19 protein-coding genes are annotated in these 19,305 nt (G+C 70.4%); 7 read left to right on the forward strand and 12 right to left on the reverse strand.

The window, feature by feature from the left end; translation table 11 throughout:
- Window positions 1-234: a hypothetical protein gene (locus ASF60_RS22665; protein WP_156634374.1), complete on the reverse strand. Its 234-nt coding sequence runs from the start codon at window positions 232-234 to the stop codon at window positions 1-3.
- A gap of 250 nt (window positions 235-484) precedes the next feature.
- Here ASF60_RS22665 and ASF60_RS22670 point away from each other — a divergent pair, with 250 nt between their 5' ends.
- The 4 genes from ASF60_RS22670 to ASF60_RS22685 all read left to right on the forward strand — a co-directional run bounded on the left by ASF60_RS22670 (window position 485) and on the right by ASF60_RS22685 (window position 3,928).
- Complete coding sequence (locus tag ASF60_RS22670) at window positions 485-2,350, forward strand: glycoside hydrolase family 15 protein (RefSeq protein ID WP_244478547.1); 1,866 nt, start codon at window positions 485-487, stop codon at window positions 2,348-2,350.
- A gap of 84 nt (window positions 2,351-2,434) precedes the next feature.
- A complete protein-coding gene (locus tag ASF60_RS22675) occupies window positions 2,435-2,650 on the forward strand; it encodes a hypothetical protein (RefSeq protein ID WP_056190499.1) in 216 nt (71 codons plus the stop codon).
- Window positions 2,651-2,752: 102 nt separating this feature from the next.
- Window positions 2,753-3,631, forward strand: a complete 879-nt coding sequence (locus tag ASF60_RS22680) for an SDR family oxidoreductase (RefSeq protein WP_056190500.1) — start codon at window positions 2,753-2,755, stop codon at window positions 3,629-3,631.
- Between the two features lie 18 nt (window positions 3,632-3,649).
- Entirely contained in the window at window positions 3,650-3,928 is a 279-nt protein-coding gene (locus ASF60_RS22685) for a helix-turn-helix domain-containing protein (RefSeq protein ID WP_056190502.1), read from the forward strand.
- 87 nt (window positions 3,929-4,015) lie between these two features.
- Here the strand turns inward: ASF60_RS22685 and ASF60_RS22690 are convergent, their stop codons facing one another.
- The 3 genes from ASF60_RS22690 to ASF60_RS22700 all read right to left on the reverse strand — a co-directional run bounded on the left by ASF60_RS22690 (window position 4,016) and on the right by ASF60_RS22700 (window position 7,597).
- Window positions 4,016-5,566: a GMC family oxidoreductase gene (locus ASF60_RS22690; protein ID WP_056190505.1), complete on the reverse strand. Its 1,551-nt coding sequence runs from the start codon at window positions 5,564-5,566 to the stop codon at window positions 4,016-4,018.
- Complete coding sequence (locus ASF60_RS22695) at window positions 5,563-6,975, reverse strand: alpha/beta hydrolase (RefSeq protein ID WP_056190507.1); 1,413 nt, start codon at window positions 6,973-6,975, stop codon at window positions 5,563-5,565. The genes ASF60_RS22690 and ASF60_RS22695 overlap by 4 nt, the downstream gene beginning before the upstream one ends.
- A gap of 163 nt (window positions 6,976-7,138) precedes the next feature.
- Complete coding sequence (locus ASF60_RS22700; RefSeq protein WP_244476820.1) at window positions 7,139-7,597, reverse strand: MarR family winged helix-turn-helix transcriptional regulator; 459 nt, start codon at window positions 7,595-7,597, stop codon at window positions 7,139-7,141.
- Between the two features lie 246 nt (window positions 7,598-7,843).
- Between ASF60_RS22700 and ASF60_RS22705 the strand changes: the two genes are divergently transcribed.
- Window positions 7,844-8,941 carry a branched-chain amino acid aminotransferase gene (locus ASF60_RS22705; RefSeq protein ID WP_056190509.1) on the forward strand — a complete coding sequence of 366 codons (1,098 nt, stop codon included), beginning with the start codon at window positions 7,844-7,846 and terminating at the stop codon, window positions 8,939-8,941.
- 85 nt (window positions 8,942-9,026) lie between these two features.
- On the opposite strand, the gene ASF60_RS22710 is transcribed toward ASF60_RS22705, so the two are convergent.
- From ASF60_RS22710 to ASF60_RS22725, 4 genes are all read right to left on the reverse strand, one after another.
- On the reverse strand, window positions 9,027-10,139 hold the full coding sequence (locus ASF60_RS22710; RefSeq protein WP_056190512.1) for a hypothetical protein: 1,113 nt from the start codon (window positions 10,137-10,139) through the stop codon (window positions 9,027-9,029).
- 135 nt (window positions 10,140-10,274) lie between these two features.
- Complete coding sequence (locus ASF60_RS25010; protein ID WP_162241344.1) at window positions 10,275-11,309, reverse strand: glycosyltransferase family 4 protein; 1,035 nt, start codon at window positions 11,307-11,309, stop codon at window positions 10,275-10,277.
- A 65-nt stretch (window positions 11,310-11,374) separates the two neighbouring features.
- On the reverse strand, window positions 11,375-12,199 hold the full coding sequence (locus ASF60_RS25015) for a hypothetical protein (protein ID WP_162241345.1): 825 nt from the start codon (window positions 12,197-12,199) through the stop codon (window positions 11,375-11,377).
- A 104-nt stretch (window positions 12,200-12,303) separates the two neighbouring features.
- Window positions 12,304-13,602 carry a lytic murein transglycosylase gene (locus ASF60_RS22725; RefSeq protein WP_082508150.1) on the reverse strand — a complete coding sequence of 433 codons (1,299 nt, stop codon included), beginning with the start codon at window positions 13,600-13,602 and terminating at the stop codon, window positions 12,304-12,306.
- Between the two features lie 264 nt (window positions 13,603-13,866).
- Here ASF60_RS22725 and ASF60_RS22730 point away from each other — a divergent pair, with 264 nt between their 5' ends.
- Window positions 13,867-14,097: a hypothetical protein gene (locus tag ASF60_RS22730; protein WP_056190518.1), complete on the forward strand. Its 231-nt coding sequence runs from the start codon at window positions 13,867-13,869 to the stop codon at window positions 14,095-14,097.
- A 24-nt stretch (window positions 14,098-14,121) separates the two neighbouring features.
- Here the strand turns inward: ASF60_RS22730 and ASF60_RS24875 are convergent, their stop codons facing one another.
- Complete coding sequence (locus ASF60_RS24875; protein WP_156375973.1) at window positions 14,122-14,259, reverse strand: hypothetical protein; 138 nt, start codon at window positions 14,257-14,259, stop codon at window positions 14,122-14,124.
- Window positions 14,260-14,534: 275 nt separating this feature from the next.
- Here ASF60_RS24875 and ASF60_RS22735 point away from each other — a divergent pair, with 275 nt between their 5' ends.
- The gene (locus tag ASF60_RS22735) at window positions 14,535-15,332 is read left to right on the forward strand and encodes a lytic murein transglycosylase (RefSeq protein WP_056190520.1); all 798 of its coding nucleotides are present in this window, start codon (window positions 14,535-14,537) and stop codon (window positions 15,330-15,332) included.
- Between the two features lie 206 nt (window positions 15,333-15,538).
- Here the strand turns inward: ASF60_RS22735 and ASF60_RS22740 are convergent, their stop codons facing one another.
- The 3 genes from ASF60_RS22740 to ASF60_RS22750 all read right to left on the reverse strand — a co-directional run bounded on the left by ASF60_RS22740 (window position 15,539) and on the right by ASF60_RS22750 (window position 18,947).
- On the reverse strand, window positions 15,539-16,060 hold the full coding sequence (locus ASF60_RS22740) for a hypothetical protein (RefSeq protein ID WP_056190521.1): 522 nt from the start codon (window positions 16,058-16,060) through the stop codon (window positions 15,539-15,541).
- Window positions 16,061-16,642: 582 nt separating this feature from the next.
- On the reverse strand, window positions 16,643-17,989 hold the full coding sequence (locus ASF60_RS22745) for an L-serine ammonia-lyase (RefSeq protein ID WP_056190523.1): 1,347 nt from the start codon (window positions 17,987-17,989) through the stop codon (window positions 16,643-16,645).
- A 535-nt stretch (window positions 17,990-18,524) separates the two neighbouring features.
- Window positions 18,525-18,947, reverse strand: a complete 423-nt coding sequence (locus ASF60_RS22750) for a hypothetical protein (protein WP_056190525.1) — start codon at window positions 18,945-18,947, stop codon at window positions 18,525-18,527.
- Between the last annotated feature and the right edge of the window lie 358 nt (window positions 18,948-19,305).

Below are 19,305 nucleotides of genomic sequence, written 5' to 3' on the forward strand. Positions count from 1 at the left end.
TCAGGAGACCCGTCCGTCCGCAGACGGCGCGACCATCCGGCAGGCGGTGACCGAGGCATCCGCATCGGCGCAGAGACGGGCCTGCCAGCCGACCGAGCCGTTGCCGGTCCAGGCAATCAGGGCGGCCCAGCCGAGCACCAGCACGGCCCCGAGCAGCAGGTGCTCCGGCGCGACGAGTGTCCGCACCCGCCGCACCAGCGCCTGAAACCGGGCATCCTCGTGGGTCCGCTGCATCGCATCCTCCATCCGACCCCATCGTCGTATTGAATGTTCATTCACTGGTCAATGAGCGTTCATTCTGGTCGTACGGAAGGGTACGGCGATGCGGCCTCCAGGCCACAGGCGGGGCCTCTCACGCGCACTGCCGTGTCAACATGCAGCAAGTCCGGGCCGGAACGGCCGATGACGGCGCGGGTTCGACCAGGTCTCCGCGGAGGCTTCCGGTCGGCTTGGTTCGGACATTCGCGACGCGCACGCACTGCCCGTGGCGGCGCGCCTGCCTCCGACCCGTGCCGTCCGCTTCCCCACCAAGGGTATCCGTACCGTGCTGAAGCCTTTTCCCCGCGAAGGTGGTGCCGTCACCCGCACCGACGGCTACCTCCCACTCGAAGCCTACGCGGCCATCGGTGAGGGCCGCTCGGTGGCACTCTCGGGGGCGGATGGCTCCATCGACTGGTGGTGCTGCCCCAATCTCGACTCGCCGCCGCTGTTCGACCGCCTGCTGAGCCCAGACGAAGGCGGCTACTTCGCGATCACCCCGGAGGAGCCGTTCACGGCTGAGATCGGCTATCGCGAAGGCAGCAACGTCCACGAGACCGTCTTCACCACGAAGACCGGGCGCGCGCGGCTCACCGAGAGCCTGAACAGCGGCCCGGCCGGACGCCTGCCCTGGGCGGAGCTGGCCCGCCGGATCGAGGGCCTGGAGGGGCACGTGCGCTTCCGGGTGGCGCTGGTGTTCGGCACCCGGGGCGACACGGCCGCCCCGTACCTGTCGGGCAACAGCAACGGCACCGCCTTCCACGTCGCCGGCATGATGGGCCTGTTCCGGACCAGCGACGGCATCCGGATCGAGGCGGAGAACGACCACGCCATCTTGAGCTTCGTGGAGGTGCGCGCAGGCCAGCGCGAAGTCGTCGCCATCGTGGCGGCCGAGGACCAGCCCCTGGTGGTGGCGCCCATCGAAGAGATCGACCGGCGCATCGACGTGTCGTGCGGGGAGTGGCGGGACTGGACCGAACGGCTCGCCTATCGGGGTCGCTACGCCGAGCAGGTCGAGCGCAGCGCCCTGGCGCTGAAGCTGCTGCTCTACTCGCCCACCGGCGCCATCGCGGCGGCGGCCACGACGTCCCTGCCCGAGGGCATCGGCGGCTCCAAGAACTACGATTACCGCTACGCCTGGATCCGCGATGCCGGCTACGTCATCAAGGCCTTCCTGCGCCTGGGCGCGCAGGCCGAGGCCAACGCCGCCCTGTCCTGGCTGATGCGCCACATCGGCGAGCACGGGGCACAGGTGCTCTACACCCTCGACGGCGGGCGCGTGCCCGGCGAGCGGGAGATCGACCTTCCGGGTTATCGCGGCTCGCGTCCCGTGCGGACCGGAAACCTGGCGACGGGTCAGCACCAGCACGGCATCTACGGCGACATCTTCGAGACCGCAGAGCGCTTCGTCGCCGACGGCAACATGCTCGACCTGCGCACCGGGGCGCTGCTCGCCGAACTCGCCGACCAATGCGCCGAGTCCTGGAAGCTCAAGGATGCGGGCATCTGGGAACTGCCGGATGCCGAACACTACACCGGCTCCAAGATCAGCTGCTGGCAGGCCCTCGCCCGGGCGGTGGAACTCGCCGATGGCGGACACCTTCCGGGGGCGTGCCGGGAGCGCTGGGCGCGTGCCCGCGACCGGGTCGCCGAGTGGATCGATCAGCATTGCTGGTCCGAGGCGCAGCAATCCTACGTCATGCATCCGGGCACCGAAAAGCTCGATGCCTCCCTGACCCTTGCGGTACGATTCCGCTTCGGCAATCCCGTCCGCCTCGCCGCCACCTGCCGGGCCATCGACCGAGCGTTGGGGCGCGGTCCCTACCACTACCGCTACACCGGCGCGGAGGCGGAAGAGGGCTGCTTCCTCGCCTGCACGTTCTGGCTGATCGAGGCCAAGGCCCTGCTCGGGGAGCAGGCGGAGGCGGAAGCCGCCTTCGAGGCCCTGGTGGCGGCTCTCGATCGGAATTCCGGCACCTATGCCGAGATGGCCGACCCCGTCAGTGGAACCTATCTCGGCAACCTGCCGCAGGGGTTGACCCACCTCGCCCTGATCCAGGCCGCCGCCACCCTATCGGGACAGGGTCTGTAGGCCTCGGGACCGAGCGAGAGCTTTGGTCGCAGATCCGCCCCAGGCTCTGCCGCGTTGCCCGGGACCACAGCAGGAGACGGCAGCATGGCCAAGACGGCAGATAAGACGGCGGACAAGACGGCAGACGTCACGACCTACATTCTCAAGCAGGCCCTAGCCGCCCGCGTCGACGACCACGTGGAAATCGCGGTCGAGGCCGAGGACGGCACCACCTTCAAGATCCGGGCGACGGCCGACCAGCTCGATGCCCTCACGGGCGACCTCGAGACGATCCTGGAAGCCGACGACGCGAGCGCCTGACCGATCCCGGGAGCCCGCCCCCGCGGGCTCCCGGTCCCTTGCGACAGCCTCGCTCCCGATAAAGCCTCGCTCCCAAGACAGCCCTGGAAGGCCCGAAAGCCGATGACCATCGACCCCCGTGACGCCGGCCCGCGGCCGCCCTTTCCCGGCGACCAGCAGCAGGAGCGGCCGGGTCTGAGCTCGCGCATGGATCCGGCGCCCGATCACGGCGAAACGAGCTACGTCGGCAAAGGCCTGCTAACCGGCCGCGTCGCCCTGGTGACCGGCGGTGACTCCGGCATCGGCCGGGCCGTGGCGATCGCGTATGCCCGCGAGGGCGCCGACGTGGCGATCTCCTACCTGCCCGTCGAGCAGTCGGACGCCGAAGATACCGCGGACTGGGTCCGCAAAGCCGGGCGCCGCGTCCTTCTGCTGCCCGGTGATTTACGCGATGCGGCCCATTGCCGGACGCTGGTCGAGTGCACCGTGGCGGAACTCGGGGGCCTCGACATCCTGGTCAACAACGCTGCCGCCCAGGTGGTGAACGAAGAACTCGACGATGTGACGCCGGAGGATCTCGAAGGCTCGTTCCGCGCCAACGTGTTCGCGATGCTGTACCTCGCCCAGGCCGCCGTGCCGCACATGAAGCCGGGCTCGGCCATCGTGAATTCCACGAGCCAGCAGGCCAAGATCGCCGACAAGACCATGCTGGTCTACGCCTCCACCAAGGGCGCCATCGCCAGCCTGACCATCGGCCTGTCGAACCTGCTCGCGCCCAAGGGCATCCGGGTCAATTGCGTCGCGCCCGGCCCTGTCTGGACCCCGATCCAGCCCATCGTAAAGAGTCCCGAGCAGATCGCATCCCTCGGCGCCGACACGCCCCTCGGCCGGGCCGGCCAGCCGGCCGAACTGGCCCCCGCCTACGTGCTGCTCGCCTCGCGGGAGGGCAGCTACATGACGGGCGCGCTGGTGCCGGTCACCGGCGGGACCCCGATGTATTGAGGGGAATGGGAAACACGAGTGAAGAACGCGCCGATTGCGCTCTCGGCTGATCCGGCCGACGACCAGGACTTCGACGCGACGGCCGAAGACCTGGACCGGAGACAGCGTACCCGCCTGATGGGTTGGACGCGGACCAGCCTCGGACTGTCGCAGTCGGAGTTCGCCAACCGCTTTCGGGTTCCTGTCGGGACCTTGCGCGACTGGGAGCAGGCGCGGGCGACAGCGCCGGATTTCAGCATTGCCGATGTCCGGCTCATTGGACGCTACCCCGACATCGTGGCCCAGGCGGTGGCCTGAGCCACCGCCCGAATCCATCAGCCCAGAGTTTGTCAGGGATAAGCGGAAACCGGTTATCCCTGACACGACAAACGAAAACCAAAGACTTTAGCGTCCGTCCGCCAGGAACGCTTCGGCGCTCCGCAGACTCATGGCCATGATGGTTAGGGCCGGGTTGGCGGCGAGCGAACTCGGGAAGGTCGAGCCGTCGCAGATCCACAGGTTCGGCACCTCGAAGCTGCGGCCATAGGGATCGACCACCGCGGTGTCGCCGTCGCGGCCCATGCGGCAGGTGCCGATGGTGTGGGCGACGCGCTCCAGGGTCCAGAGATCCGTCGCGCCGGCCGCTTCCCAGACCTGGTTCAGGAATCGGGTGGCGTGCGCGTTGAGGCGCTTTTCATTCTGGCTGTAGCCGAAGCTGATCGCCGCCTTGCGCATCCCCAACGCGTCGACCTCATCGGAGAGCGTCAGCACGTTGGCGTCGCAGGGCAGGGTCTCGCCGTTGATGCCGATGCCGGCCATGTGGTTGTAGCGCGCGAGCTGGTCGGCCAACGCCCGTCCCCAGAGCTTTCGCCCCCGCGCCAGGGAATTGGCGAAGGTGAGCGGGACCACGCCGAGGCTTTGCACGAGATAGCCACCAGCGAAGTCCGCGTCGGCCGGGCGGATCATATCCTCGGTGATGAGCGAGGAGGGATAGCCCTTGTTCATCCGCATCTCGGGCTCGAAGGTGCCCCAGACCTGGGTGGCGACGTGGCCCATGTAGTTGCGGCCGACCTGACCGCTGCCGTTGCAGAGGTCGAGGTGCAGGAGGAGGCGTGCGGATTCCACCGAGCCGGCGCACAGGAAGACGTTGCGGCAGGGCTGGCGACGGTCGACGCCGCCCTGGCGGTAAATCACAGCGGTGACGCGGCCGTCCTTCGACCGCTCGATGCCGTGAACCCGGGCCTCGGCCCGGATCTCGGCGCCGTGATGCACGGCGAGCGGCAGGTAGGTGACGTCCATGCTGGTCTTGGCGCCGGTGCGACAGCCCTGGTGGCAATACCCACAGTTGATGCAGCCGGGCCGGGTCGGGCCATGCTCCTGAGGGAAGGCGCGCGACACGACCGCCGCTGGGGCATCGGCGAATCGCACCCCGAGCGCCGTGCAGGCGTTGGCCATGGCCTGGGCCGGTGCGTTGCGGGCGACGGGGCCGAGCGGGTAGGCACGGGTCTCGTCCCAGGGATAGGAGGCCGGACCGGACACGCCGATGAAGGCTTCGACACGCTCGTAGAACGGCCGCAGCTCGGCATAGTCCAAGGGCCAGTCGACGCCCTCACCGGTCTCGGTGTGGAGGCGCAGATCGCGGGCATCGGCCCGGGGCGTAAAGGCGCCCCAATGCAAGGTCGAGCCGCCGACGCCGGTGCCACTATTGTTGCCGCCGAAGGCTTCGGGCGTCGAGCCGCCGCTGATCCGCTCCTCGGTCCAATAGATCTCGTCGGCCAGTGTCTCGTCGAAGGCGAACCCCTTCGGATCGAAGTTCGGCCCGGCCTCCAGGGCGACGCAGGAGAGGCCGGCCTGGGCGAGGCGTGCCAGCAGGGGCGCACCGCCGGCGCCGGTGCCGATCACCACCGCGTCGACGGTCTCGTGGATTGCATGGCGATGCATCGCATCGAGGTTCATCGGGTGGTCTCCGGAAGCGTGCAGGGTTCCCATGCTTCGCGCTGGCCGATACCGATGTCGCGGAAGCCCGGGAGGGGGTCGGTGTCGCCGCCCGCACCGATGCCGCTGAAATCCATGCGGGCCAGCGCCAATGGGTGGGCCAGATAGGTGCGCGCCACGTCGGCGCGAAGATCCTCGAACCAGAACCCCATCTGTTCGGCATCGAGATCGCCCGAGACCGTGCCGGTCTCCAGGCTTTCCAGCAGAGCATCCTGCTCATTGGCGTCGAGAACCACGAAGGGTTTCGCGTGGGCCGCGCGGGCGGCGGCGTCCAGGGTCCGCAGCGCGAGGCTGTAGGCCTCCGCGTCCGGCGGCAGTTTGGCGAAGCGCCAGCCGTCACCGGCCCCGCTCGCCAGCCGCGCATCGATGCGGGCGGCCAGATCGATGCGGGCCGGCCCATCCTGTGGCAGCACCCGGTCACAGGCGGCCCGCAGGATCGACAGACCGACCGGATCGAGGGCGCGGGGCTGATAGGCCGGGTCGTCCGGCTCCGCCCGCGCCAGCAGTGCCTCGCGCAGGCGGCCGTTCACGCGTTCCGACCGAATCAGGTCCGCATAGGCCTGCGGCAAGGTGGGGGCAGGGGCGGGCGCTTCCTGCCAGGCCGATTCGACCAGGAGCGTACCCACGGCCAGGGCTACGGCCTGTGGGCGCTCAAGAGGAATGAGGTGCCCGGCGCCCTCCAGGGTGACGAGACGGGCCTGGGCAAGGTGCGGAGCCGTCAGGGCAGCCTGGGCGGTCGCGCCGAGATCGGCATCCTCCGAACCGGCCAGGATGACCGCCGGGCTGCGCAGGATACCGATCCGCGCGCACCAATCCTCACGGCTGCCGTGAGCGAGCCAGGCTTTCCAGGCTTCGGGGCTGGCGCGCAGGACATCCGCCACGGTCCGGTCCATCAGGGCCTGATCGAGGGGAGCGCCGACATTCTGAGCGACGAAGGCGTCCGCCTCCCGCGCGCGCGTGGCTGAATCAGCATCGATCCAGGCGATCATCGCGGCGCGCTTGTCCTCGGACATCGGCTCGGGGGAGGGCGGCGAACCGGCCATCAGCACGAGGCCTCCGAGGCCTTCGAGACCGGGTGCGCCATCCTCCGCGTGCCGGGCGACCGCGAGAGCGACCTTGGCGCCCATGCTGTTGCCGGCCAGCAGCCATCGGGCCGGGGCGTCTGCCTGGATCCGGGCCGCCACGCCGTCGGCCATCGCGCCGACGTCTCGGCCGGGACCGCTCCCGTCGGCGCCGAAGCCGGGCAAGTCCAGGGCGACGCAGTCCACCGCACCCGCGAGGTGCTCCGCCACCGCGTCGAAGGTTGCGGCGCTGCCGCCGAGATAGTGAAGGCAATAGAGAACCGGCCGGCCGGATGATGTGTTAGACATGCGCTGCAAAGAGCGCACGACGTCGTCCCTTCAAGTCAGCCGGGACGCGGCGTTCGGCAGCATCCCCCGGTTGGAACGAACCTCGGCCGGACGTAAAGCTCCCGCCAAGAGCGCATGGGCTGAAGACAGAGACGGAGCGCAGGGCGGGGCAACCCCTCGCGCATCACCGGATGCAGGAGGCCTGCAGCGACGCGAACACCCGCAGGCTCGCTTCGAGATCGGCGGTGCTGACCTCGGAAAAGATTTCGGCCCGCAGGCGCACGAGATCGGCTTCCATGCGGGCGACCACGGCCGTCCCGGCGGTGGTGAGGCTGAGCACCTTAGCCCGGCGGTCGGTGGGATCCTCTCGGCGGACCGCGAGGCCCGCTTCGCAGAGTTGGTCGAGGAGGCGCACCAGGGATGGCCCCTCAATGCCGACGGCCTCCGCTAGGGCGTTCTGACGCGGCGCGCCATTGAGGCGACCGATCATGATCAGCGGAACCGCCGTGGCGTCGGAGAGACCATGCGCCTCCATGACCGTGTTGGCCGCGCGGCGCCAGTGCCGGCCCGTCAGCAGAAGCGTGTGGGTGTAGGCGAGGCGGAGCTGGTCCAGAGTTCTGACGGGCGGCTTTCGGGCAGACACGCGCGAGGCTCCTGTGCGCACCGACCGTGGACGATCCGGCCCTCTTTTCGTTTGCGTATTATTAGGATGCAAGCCGTTTGATCGCAAGCGGACATCGTCGTATCAGAGCAGCAGCACACGTCCCGTCGCCCGGATGCTGCCGTCGCCCGGATGCTGCCGCCGTCCGGATGCCCCCGGCGGCCCCCGCCGTGGCCGGCGCCGCACCGGCTCTTGATTGATCCGACGAGACGTAAGTAAGGACTGACGATGAGCGCCCCCGACGATCTTCCCTTCGCCACCCAGCCGCATGCCTCGCCCGTCTCGCCGGAACGCCGGGCCGAGCTTCTGGTCGATCCCGGCTTCGGGCGGGTGTTCACCGACCACATGGTGACGATCCGCTACGTCGAGGGACGCGGCTGGCACGACGCACGGGTGGAGGCGCGTGCCCCGATCCAACTCGATCCTGCGGCGGCGGTGCTGCACTACGCCCAGGAGATCTTCGAGGGCCTGAAGGCCTATCGTACGGCGGATGGCGGCGCGGCCTTGTTCCGACCGGAGGCCAATGCCCTGCGCTTCCGCCGCTCGGCCGAGCGCCTGGCGATGCCGGCGCTGCCCGATTTGGTCTTCGTCGAGTCGGTCAAGCAGCTCGTCAGCGCCGACCGCGACTGGATCCCGTCGAGCGAGGGCGGCAGCCTCTACCTCCGCCCCTTCATGATTGCCAGCGAGGTCTTCCTCGGCGTCAAGCCGTCCTCGGAATACCTCTACCTCGTCATCGCCTCGGCGGTGGGCGCCTACTTCAAGGGCGGATCCGAAACTGTGACGGTGTGGGTCTCGCAGGACCAGACCCGCGCGGCCCCCGGCGGGACGGGTGCCGCCAAGTGCGGCGGCAACTACGCCGCCAGCCTGCGCGCCCAGGCTGCGGCGGTGGAGCACGGCTGCGCCCAGGTGGTGTTCCTCGACGCGGTCGAGCGCCGCTGGGTCGAGGAGCTCGGAGGCATGAACATCTTCTTCGTCTTCGACGACGGCTCGATGGTGACCCCGCCGCTGAGCGACACCATCCTGTCGGGCATCACCCGCGACTCGATCCTGACGCTGGCAAAGGCCGACGGCATCGCGGTCGCCGAGCGGCCCTATTCCATCGACGACTGGAAGGCCGATGCTGCCAGCGGCCGCCTGCGCGAGGTTTTCGCCTGCGGCACCGCCGCAGTGATCACGCCGATCGGTACCGTGCGCAGCCCGGACGGCGAATTCTCCGTCTCGGACAACGTCGCCGGTCCGGTGACGAAGCGCCTGCGCTCGGCCCTGGTCGACATCCAGCGCGGCAACGCTCCCGATCCCCATGGCTGGGTCACGCGGGTCTACTGAGCCACGGACGGGAAACGGGTCTCGGCGCCACGCCGAGGCCTCTTGCCCCTTGGGGAAGAGGCGGGCCGGGCGGGCGCCGTGAGCGTCAGGGCAGCGCGGCCCGCTTGCGCAGGATCAGATCGCCCCGGAACAGGAATTTCTGGGCGCGCTTACCGGTGTCCACCTCCGTGGTGAAGACGTTGCCGCGGCTGTCGACCGCGAGGTTGTGGACCCAGTGGAAATCGCCCGCCATGCGGCCGTTGCGGCCGAAGGCGCCGAGCACCTCGCCGGTGTCGCGGCTGAGCGTCCGGACCTCGTTGTTGGCCCCGTCCGCGTTGAGGAGGTAGCTCTGCTCGGCATCGGGCCAGAGCGCCAGCTCCCAGACCGAGCCGTTGGCGCGGGTGCTCTTCTCGACGAAGAACTCCTTCACGAAGCTGCCGTCGCGGCGGAAGACCTGGACCCGGTCGTTGGTGCGGTCGCAGACGTAGACCAGCCCGTCCCGGGCGATCTGGACGCAGTGGACGGGGTTGCGGAACTGCTGCGTGGGCGCGGCGGCCGGGTCGTAGGCCGGGAGAGTCTCGTCGGTGGGCGGCTTCCCGTAGGCGCCCCACATCCGCTTGAACGCGCCGGTCTCGGCATCGAACACGATGACCCGGTGGTTGAAGTAGCCGTCGGCGACGAAGAGTTCGTTGGTCTCAGGGTCGACCTGCATCGCCGCGGGCTTGCCGAGGCGGCTGGTGTCGAGGCTGTTGGTCTGCGGCCCCTGCTTGCCGATCTGCAGCACGAACGTCCCGTTGGGCGTGAACTTCAGGATCTGCCCGTCGGTGTCGCCATTGCCGGCGAGCCAGACGAAGCCCTTGTGGTCGATGTGGATGCCGTGCTCGTTCTGGGGCCAGTCGTAGCCTTCGCCGGGGCCGCCCCAGCTGCGGATCAGGGTGCCGGCCTGATCGAACACCAGCACCGGGGGCGCGGGATGGCAGCACTTGGTGCGGGGCGGATTGAGGCTCGCGGCCTTCTCGTCGTCGGTGAGGCTGCGCGGGCGCTGAACCACCCAGACGTTGTCCTGTGCGTCGACGGCCACGCCCGAAGCCTGCCCCATGATCCAGTTGTTGGGCAGCGGTTTCGGCCAGGCCGGATCGACCTGGAAGGTTAGCGGGTCCGCGAGCGCGCTCCCCGCCCACGCGAATGCCAGCGCGGCCAGACCAAGCCGAAGCCTCATGCCATCCTCCCGATGTGATCTCTTCTTGCACACAGTATTCGCCGCCGTCCGAGCGGCGTCCAGTGGCGGCGCGGCCGCGGGTTGTGGCGGACCGAATTCTGTCACGGGTGTCCGTAGGCCTGGATACCGGGGTGATCAGGCGCCCCGAGCGGGCGGCATTCCGGGTGGGTCTCGCAGGACGGCTTCCCACAGGATCGCGGCCCGCTCCCAGGTCAAAGCGTGCCGCTGCAGGAGGGCGCCGGCACTGAGCTCCGACCACAGGTCGTCGTTGACCGCGAGAGCGACGACGGCGTCGGCGAAGTCCGCATCGCTCGCCGCGATCCACCCGTTCACCCCGTGCTGCACCCGCTCGGCCAGCGCTCCGATGCCGGCGGTCACCACGGGCAGCCCCATGGCCTGCGCTTCGGCGGCGGCGAGGCAGAAGGTTTCGTCGGGGGAGCCGGGACAGACCATGGCCCGCGCCCCGGCATAGAACGCGGCCAGGGCGGCGGCTCCGACCCGCGGGTGGAACACGACCGGACCACTTTCCTCAGGTGAATCGGGCTGTTCCGACCCGAAAAGCCCTTCCGATCCAAAAACATGCAACGTCGCGCCCGAGGCGACCAGGGGCGCGGCGTTGCGCCAGAGCCGGAGCATCCGGTCGAGGCCGCGTTGGGGCTGCGAGGCGTAGACGAAATCGCGGCTGTGCCCGCGGGTCGGCTCGGGCGTGCGGAAGACCGGGGAGACCCCGTGCGGGATGACGTGGCGACGCCGGAACGGGTAGAGCGGCGACATCGTCCGGGCTGCCAGGCTGCCGACGAAGACCGCCTCGGGCCGCAGGGCCAGGAAGGGCCGGAGGTATCCCTTGCGGATGGATTTCTCGACGTTCAGGGGATTGTGAACCCAGACGATGCCTCGCCGCCCGGGGAAGGCCCTGAGGGGACGCGGATCGTTGCTGGTGACGATCGCGTCCGCCGCGCAGTCCGCTGCCGCCTCCAGGGGGATGTTGCGGATGCCGTCGCGCACCACCGTCCCGATCCGGCGCGTAGCCAGGGTCACGGCCCACCCGCGCCGGGCGAGCGCCTCGGCGAGGGCGATGTTCGTACTCTCGATGCCGCCGAGACCGACCTCCGCGGGGGTGTCGAGCCCGAAGGCGACCGGCGTCGCGCAGATGAACAGGATCCGGCGCATCGACATCTCCAGGGGACGGGTTCCGGACCGGTTTCGAGGCGGTTGAGGGGAAACTCCCGGACGGATCAGAGCCCGAGGTCCCGGCACCGCTGCCCGAGCCATGAGGCGGCGGGCGGCGGGGCATCCCGGCCGATCGACCACAGCTTGCCGCGCCACGCATGCACCACCACGGTCTCGGGCAGGATCCGCGCGCGCGCCGCCCGGTCGTCCGCCTCGGCGAGGAGATGGGCGTCGTCGTCGCCGAGGGGATAGAAGACTGCGCGCGGCTGGGCATGGCCCTCGAGGCCGAGCTGGCGCACGAAGTAGGTGAGGGCGCGCGGACCGATCGCCAGGCGCTCCGGATGGACCGGGATGCGCTTGCCGATCAGGAGTTCGAGGCTGCGCTTGACCCGGATATGGCCGGTCGCCCACGGGGCCCGGATCGGCACCGTGGAAATGGCGTCCCAGTAGCGGGCGACGAGCTCCGAGTTGGGCGGCGCCGACAGGATCGCGTTGTTGAGGCGGCTCCGGTTGAGCCACCCGAACAGGTAGCCGGCCTCGCCGCTGGACGGGTCGAGGGGACGCTGGAATACGCAGTCGAGGTCCGACCAGACACCCTTGCCATCGCGGATCAGGCTGAGGCGCAGGTAATCGGCGTAGAAGGCGAGGACGCCGCGGCGGCGGTAGAGGTCCGCCATGACGTTCGGGCCGATCCCCTCGCGGGCATCGATCACCGTGCCGGGAAGCCCCTGCCGCCGCAGGCCCGCCACGTCGTGCGAGTAGATGTGCAGCGGGTGCCCGGCCGCGACGATCGAAGCCGCGCTGAGCCGTTCGAGCCAGGTCACCGGCCCTTCCCAGTAGGTCACGACGGTCTGTCGGGGGGTGCCAGGCGCGACGGTGGCTCGACTCATTTCCGCTCGCCCTCCCGGCCTCGCGCCGCATCCCGGAACCTGGATGCCGGGCGCTGCTCTATCGCGACCCCCGCGGCGCGACCACCGCTAAATCGGCCGGTGTGTCAGGGAAGGGCCAGGATCCGCTCGCGCAAGGGCGCGTCGGCGTAGCCGTCGGGCGTCAGGCCGTGCGCGGCCTGAAAGGCCCGGACCGCCGCGCGGGTTCGCGGGCCGATCTTGCCGTCGGGGGTTCCGGCGGGGAAGCCCCGCTCCGCCAGGCGGGCCTGAAGCGCCTGCACGTCGGCGGGGGTCGGCATCGAATCGCCGCGGGGCCAGTCCCGGGTGAAGCCGGGAGCGCCGCGCAGGCGGTCCGCCAGATGGGCGACGGTGAGGCCATACGCCAGCGCCGTGTTGTAGCGCAGGATGATCCGGAAGTTGGGCTGGAGCAGGAAGGCCGGGCCGCGCGCACCGGCGGGCAGGATCAGGGTTGCCGGCACGATGTCGTCCGGGAGGGGCTGGACCGGGTCGACCCCGAGCCGGCGCCACGCCGCGAGGCTGCGTTCGGTGGTCTCGTCCGCGAGAGCATAGTCGAAGGTGTCCGGCAGGCGCGCCTCGCTGCCCCAGCGTTCTCCGGAGCGCCAGCCCATGGCCTTGAGGTAATTGGCCGTCGACGCGAGGGCATCCGGGACCGAGGTCCAGATGTCGCGCCGGCCGTCACCGTCGAAATCCACCGCGTAAGCTTGATACACCGTCGGCATGAACTGCGTGTGGCCCATGGCGCCGGCCCAGGACCCGGTGAGCGGCTCGGGCGGAAGATGATCCTGCGCATGGATCTGCAAGGCCGCGATCAATTCCGAGCGCCAGTAGGGCGCGCGCGGCGTCTCGGCACAGGCCAGCGTCGCCAGGGAGCGCAGGACCGAACGGACGATGCCGGGGTTGTCGAGGACGCGGCCGTAGGTCGATTCCACCCCCCAGAACGCCGCGAGGGTGAAGCGGTCGACCCCGTAGCGGGCCTCGATGGCCGCGAAGGTGGCGGCCCAGTCTGCCAGCTTGCGCTGGCCCTCGGCGATGTGCGCCTCGGTGACGGCGGCATCGAGGTAGGACCAGATCGGCGTGACGAATTCCGACTGGTTTCCGGTGGCGGCCGCCACCGCGGGGTCGGGAGCGAGTGTGCGCAGTCGGGCCGCCACGGCCGGGGGGACGCCGCGCGTTTCGGCCTCGGCCGCGATCGCATCCGTGCAGGCGGTATACGCCGGAGGTCGCGTCACGGTCACAGGGGTTTGCCCCGCATCCGGCGCCCCGGCCTCGCCCGACGCGGCACGCGTCGCCAGGACCAGCGAGAGGACCAGCGAGAGGACGAGCGAGAGGCCCGGCCCGGGGGTCGGCCGAGACGCAGGTCCGGAGCGTTGCCGGCGACACCGCATGCAGGGGTTCCTTCGATGCCGGAGTGGGCCGCCAGGGTAGCGGCGCGGGCCCGGGGGCGGAAGACCGGAACCGGGAGAGATTGACCGGCGCCATCAACCGGCCGTTTCGATTTGGGGCGCTAGGGTCGGACGATCGGTGACGCGCGGATCACCGCCCGGCGACGGATTGGTCCGGGATCGCCGCGATGGTTCGGATTGGTGAAGGGTACCCGAATGCCGAAGGATGCTTGACCGCGATCCGACCCGCCGCGCCAGGAGTCGCCGATGCTGGTCGCCCTGATCCTGTTCCTCGGCGGCCTGGCGGTCGGCCTCGCTGGCAGCATCCGCCTGATCTTCGGGATCTCGGCGGTGGTGCTCGCCCTGTCGGGGCTGGTCTGGCTGGCCCGGGGCGAGGTCGGCGTCGTCGGCGCCCTCGTGCTGTTCGCCCATCTCACCGCGCTGCAGGCGGGCTACCTGACGGGCGCCTATCGTCGCTACGGCGACGAGGAGCCGTGAGCCGCTCTGGAGAAGACCTGAGGCTCACCAGAACCAGATCGGCGCCGGGCTGAGCGCAAGGATCGGCACCCACAGCAGCGCGGCGGTGACGCAGGCGATCAGGACCACGGCCAGGGAAGGGCGCCGGCCCGATGTGGAACGGCCTGTATTGGAATGGGACATGATCGTTGCGGCCCAGGACAGGAGACGGTTTGTCTTGGTCGAAACTGCAGGGGGTGGGCCGTCCCGCGGGAGAAACCGGCCGAATGCCGGATCGCATCGCCGGACACCGTCACGTAACCAAGCGCGGCGAAGTGATGCCGCCGGTCCGGATCGCAGGCAAAATTGCCGCAATGTGTCTCGACTTCCCGACCGGTTTGTCGCCTTGCTCCGCGCAAGGGGAAGTCATCGTGCCTGCGAGTCCGGCATCCGGAGGCGCAGGGCCAGGGAGTTTTGACATGATCGGACGTGGGTATCGGACGCCGTGGATCGCGGCGGCCTTCACGGCGCTCGTCTGCGCGACGGGTGGGGCGAACGCGGCCCAGTGCGGCAACACCGCCGCCGGCTTCGAGGCCTGGAAGCGGGAATTCTCCGAGGAGGCGCGCGGCCGGGCCAGCGCCGCCAGCCTCGCTACCCTGATGGGCACGTCCTACTCGACGGCGACGATCTCGGCCGATCGCGGCCAGAAGAGCTTCAAGCTCTCGCTCGACCAGTTCCTGGCCAAGCGCGGCGGTAACACCATCGTGTCGCGCGGCCGCGCCCTGAAGGCGCAGAACGCCGCCCTGTTCGCGTCGATCGAGCAGCGCTACGGCGTGCCGCCCGGTCCGCTCCTGGCGATCTGGGGCATGGAGACCGGCTTCGGCGCGGTAAAGGGCAACGTGAACACCCTCTCGGCGGTCGCGACCCTCGCCTACGATTGCCGCCGCTCGGCCTACTTCACCGACCAGCTCTACGCCGCCCTGACCCTGGTCGATCGCGGCGTCCTCAACGCCGGCACCCGGGGCGCGGCCCATGGCGAGGTCGGCCACACCCAGTTCCTGCCCAAGAACGTGCTGAACTACGGCGTCGGCGGCAGCCTCGACAACTCGTCCAACGCCCTGAACTCCACGGCGAACTTCCTCAAGGGCCATGGCTGGCGTGCCGGCGCCGGCTACCAGCCGGGCGAGCCCAACTTCGCCGCGATCCAGGGCTGGAACGCCGCCTCGGTCTACCAGCGCGCCATCGCGCTGCTCGGCCAGCGCATCGACGGGAACTGAGCGCGCGCCGGTTCATTCGGCCGGCGACCTGCCGCGGTGCAGGGACCATCCGGAGCGGTCGCCCCCTCTCCCGCCCGGCAGAGGGTAAAGAGGGAAGACCCCGCGCCCCGATGAGACCTGCTGCAGGGCACCCGGGAGCGATCCGGGTGTCGCGCCGTCGAGGGTGGCGGGGGCCGCCGCCGGCCTCCGGCCTCGAGGCGTCCGCTTCAGTGGCCCAGCCCCGCGACGTCGTCGGTGCAGAGCATCAGGTCGCTGGCTCCGGCGACCACGCCGGCCAGGGCGCGGAGATCCTGTGGTTCGCGCGGGCTCGCGGCCACGCGGCCGGCATCGCGCTTGAGGGCGCGGTTGCAGCCGCAGGAGGGCAGGCCGCCGTCGGGCGTGCAGGCATCGTGCTTGCGGCAGGCGGCATCCAGGGCGTCGATCGGCGTGACCTCCATGCCGTCGTTGCCGGGGCCGCAATAATGCCCGTGGATCAGCAGGGTCGGGCGTGGGGTCTGCCGGGGCAGGGGCGCGTCCGGCGGGACGGGCACTCCCGGCCGCTCCAGTCCGCGTCCGCTCGGTCCCGGCTCCTCCGATTGCAAGCCGTTCGATCCGGGATGTTGCGGGACGATCAGGTCCTGTGCGGCGGCGGGGGATGGAGCGAGGGCGAAGGACGGTGCGAAGGACGGGGCAAAACAGGGGGCGAGCGTCAGCGCTCCGAGGAGCAGGGCAAGCGTCAGGGTCCGCATGGCGGGTCTCCGGTCGTCGGATCGGGGGAGGGCGAGCGTCGGATTCGGGCGCGGCGCGATCAGCGGCCGGGCGCGTGGTCAGGCGTCGGGAGCGTGGGGGGCGGATCAAGTCGGCCGCCGCGGCGAGCGGATGCGCCCGTCAGGCCGGCGTGGCGCCCCGGATACGCGTCTCGGCCCGGACCCGGCCGGACGGGATCGCGAATCTGCTCACGCTGGAGCCGGCCGCGTGCGGAAGGATGGTCATGGAAACGGTCTCGCATGTCGGCGGGATGGGTCGGGTGCGCGCAGCCCGCATCCGCCATCCGGTAGTCCCCTCGGACGGGACAACCCTATCGGAACCGCTCCGTTCCATATGTCTGGCACCGAACGCGAGCGAGACCGTCCCGACGCGATCCGGCCCCGCTGTACTCCGGATCTTGCCCCCAGATCTCGCCGCCAGATCTTGCCCCCAGATCAAGCGCTGAATCGGACCGATCGCCGGACCAACCCGGGCCGGATACGAGTCAGCGGGAGCGGACCGAGCCTGTGATCGGGAGCGAAACGGGAAACGCATCCGTTCCCTTTGTCCGGGACGGCCGCCCCTCAGCAGGCCGCGACGTTGACCGCGAGGCCCCCCAGCGAGGTCTCCTTGTACTTGGCCTGCATGTCGTGGCCGGTCTGGCGCATGGTCTCGATGACCTCGTCGAGGGTGACGCGGTGGATGCCGTCGCCGCGCAGGGCCAGGGAGGCCGCCACCACCGCCTTGTTGGCCCCGAAGGCGTTGCGCTCGATGCAGGGGATCTGCACCAGGCCGCCGATGGGGTCGCAGGTCATGCCGAGATGGTGCTCCATCGCGATCTCGGCGGCGTTCTCCACCTGGGCCGCATGGCCGCCGAGGAAGGCCGCCAGCCCCGCCGCCGCCATGGCGGCGGCCGAGCCGACCTCCCCCTGGCAGCCGACCTCGGCGCCCGAGATCGAGGCCCGGGTCTTGATCAGGCCCCCCACCGCCGCCGCGGTGAGCAGGAATTCCCGCGACCGCGCATCCGACCAGTCGGGGCAGAAATCGCGGGCGTAGCGCAGCACCGCCGGGATGATGCCGGCGGCGCCGTTGGTCGGCGCCGTCACCACCCGGCCGCCGGCCGCGTTCTCCTCGTTCACCGCCAGGGCGTAGAGGCTGATCCAATCGACGATCTCGTGGGCGGCGCGGGTGTTGCGCAGGCGCCCCTCCGTCAGGTCGTCGTGCAGGCGCCGGGCTCGCCGGCGCACCTTGAGGCCGCCGGGCAACTCGCCGTCCTGGCGCAGGCCCCGGTCGATGCAGGCGAACATCGCGTCGCGGATGGCATCGAGGCCGGCCTCCACGGCCGCGGGGGTGCGGGCGCCGCATTCGTTGGCGAACTGCACCTCGGCGATGGTGCGGCCCTCGGCGACGCAGAGGGCGAGGAGGCCGGCCGCGCTGGCATAGGGCACGGGGCAGGCCGCCTCCGCATTGGGGGCCGCCTCGGCCTCGGTCACCACGAAGCCGCCGCCGACGGAATAGTATTCCTCGCTGTCGAGGACGGCCCCGTCGCCATCGAGCGCGCAGAAGCGCAGGCCGTTGGTGTGCAGGGGCAGCAGATCGGTGAAATTGAAGGTGAGGTCGGCAGCCGGGTCGAAGGCCGGCCCCCCGGGTCCGAGCCGCTTCTCGGCGTCGAGCACCGCCACGTGGCCGGCGACCCCGTCCGGGTCGACGGTGTGGGGCTCGTGATCGAGGAGCCCGAGGAAGATGGCGGTGTCGGTGCCGTGCCCGCGCCCGGTCCAGGCCAGGGAGCCGAAGATCTCGGCCCGGATGCGGGCGAGGCCGGGCAACCCGCGCGTCCGCGTGCGGAACCGGCGCGCCGCCACCATCGGGCCGATGGTGTGGGAGCTCGACGGGCCGATTCCGATCTTGAAGAGGTCGAAGGCGCTGATCATCGGCTCTCGCGGTGCGCTGGGGCCCGACAGCCGGGCACGATCCGCGCCAGCGCGCGCCGCCGGCGGGCCGGTGGGCGGTCACGTCGCAGGGCAGGGCGGGGCAGGGCGGGAACCGCCTGATACACCGCCCGGCGCCGGACGGACAGGCGGGTTGGACATTGGGGGTTGGCGACCGGGGGCGGGCGCCTGGGCCGGTGCGTCGGGGACGGGCACGCTCCCTCTCCGCGGGCTCCTGGATTCACGGCATCTCACCACGACGCGGCCCTGCTCCCCAGCGGATCTCGGGCCCGCCCGCGATCCGTCGAGCCTGTGGGGCGGCGTTGGAGCTGGGGGTGGCCCCGCCAGCCTCCGCCGGCTGAGGGTCACCCAACCACCGCCACGCCGAACCTCTCCCCACCACACGGGGGAGAGGGACGCGGTCTGCCGGCAAGATCAGGTGTGTGAATCGAGACGCGCAGAGGCGGACGGGCAACGGGCGGGTGGAATCGGCGCGGTGCGAAACGGGCAGGCGGTCGGGGGCGCAGCCCCCCCCGACTCACGCGGCCGCGCGGGCCTGCTCGCGTCGATTGGCCGGGCTGGCCAGGAGGTCGGTGATCAGGGCGACGAGCTGGTGGCCGTGATAGGGCGTGCGCAGGCGCAGGGCGCCCGGCTCCAGGGCCTCGCCGTCGAGGCGGCGCGGCGAGCGGACGGTGTAGATCACCCCCACGGTCGGATCGAGGCAGCGGGCCACGCCCGCCAGGGACAGCCCGTCCACCGTGTCGCGCACGTCGGCATCGGTCACCAGCACGTCGACCCGGCCCTCGTCCGGCCGGGCGAGCAGCAGGCTCTCGACCTCGCCGGCGGTGCGGGCGCCGAGCACGTCGTAGCCCGACATCTCAAGGCAACTCGTGGTGATGGAACGGGTCAGCTCGTCTCCGGCAAGGAGAACCACGAGCGGTCGTCGGGACGCGGCCAGCATGGACGGTGTTCCTGGATGAAAGTCCTGGGTGAACCGAGATCGGAGACTTCGGCGATCCCTTGGAGATGGAGCCAAACGTAAGGGGCGATGAATTAACGCGTGCTTAAACGACCGGTTTCGCGAAGCAATGTCATTTTGAAGGACAAGCTTACAAGATCGGCAAATTTTCGATATTGCCCACCTTATCAGCATTCAGCTGCCCAGAAAGGCGCCGGAACAAGCAATCCGGCCCCGGCAACTGAATTCGGCATCCCGGCAGCGCCCGCAATCCGGGCATCGTCGGCGCCGGATCAGCCCTGTCCCGCGCCCCGGACCTGCCCGGAAGGCGCGCGCATGACCGGGCCGCAGCGGCGCGCCG

Origin of the sequence: Methylobacterium sp. Leaf113 (assembly GCF_001423325.1) — a bacterium.
Lineage (GTDB): Bacteria > Pseudomonadota > Alphaproteobacteria > Rhizobiales > Beijerinckiaceae > Methylobacterium.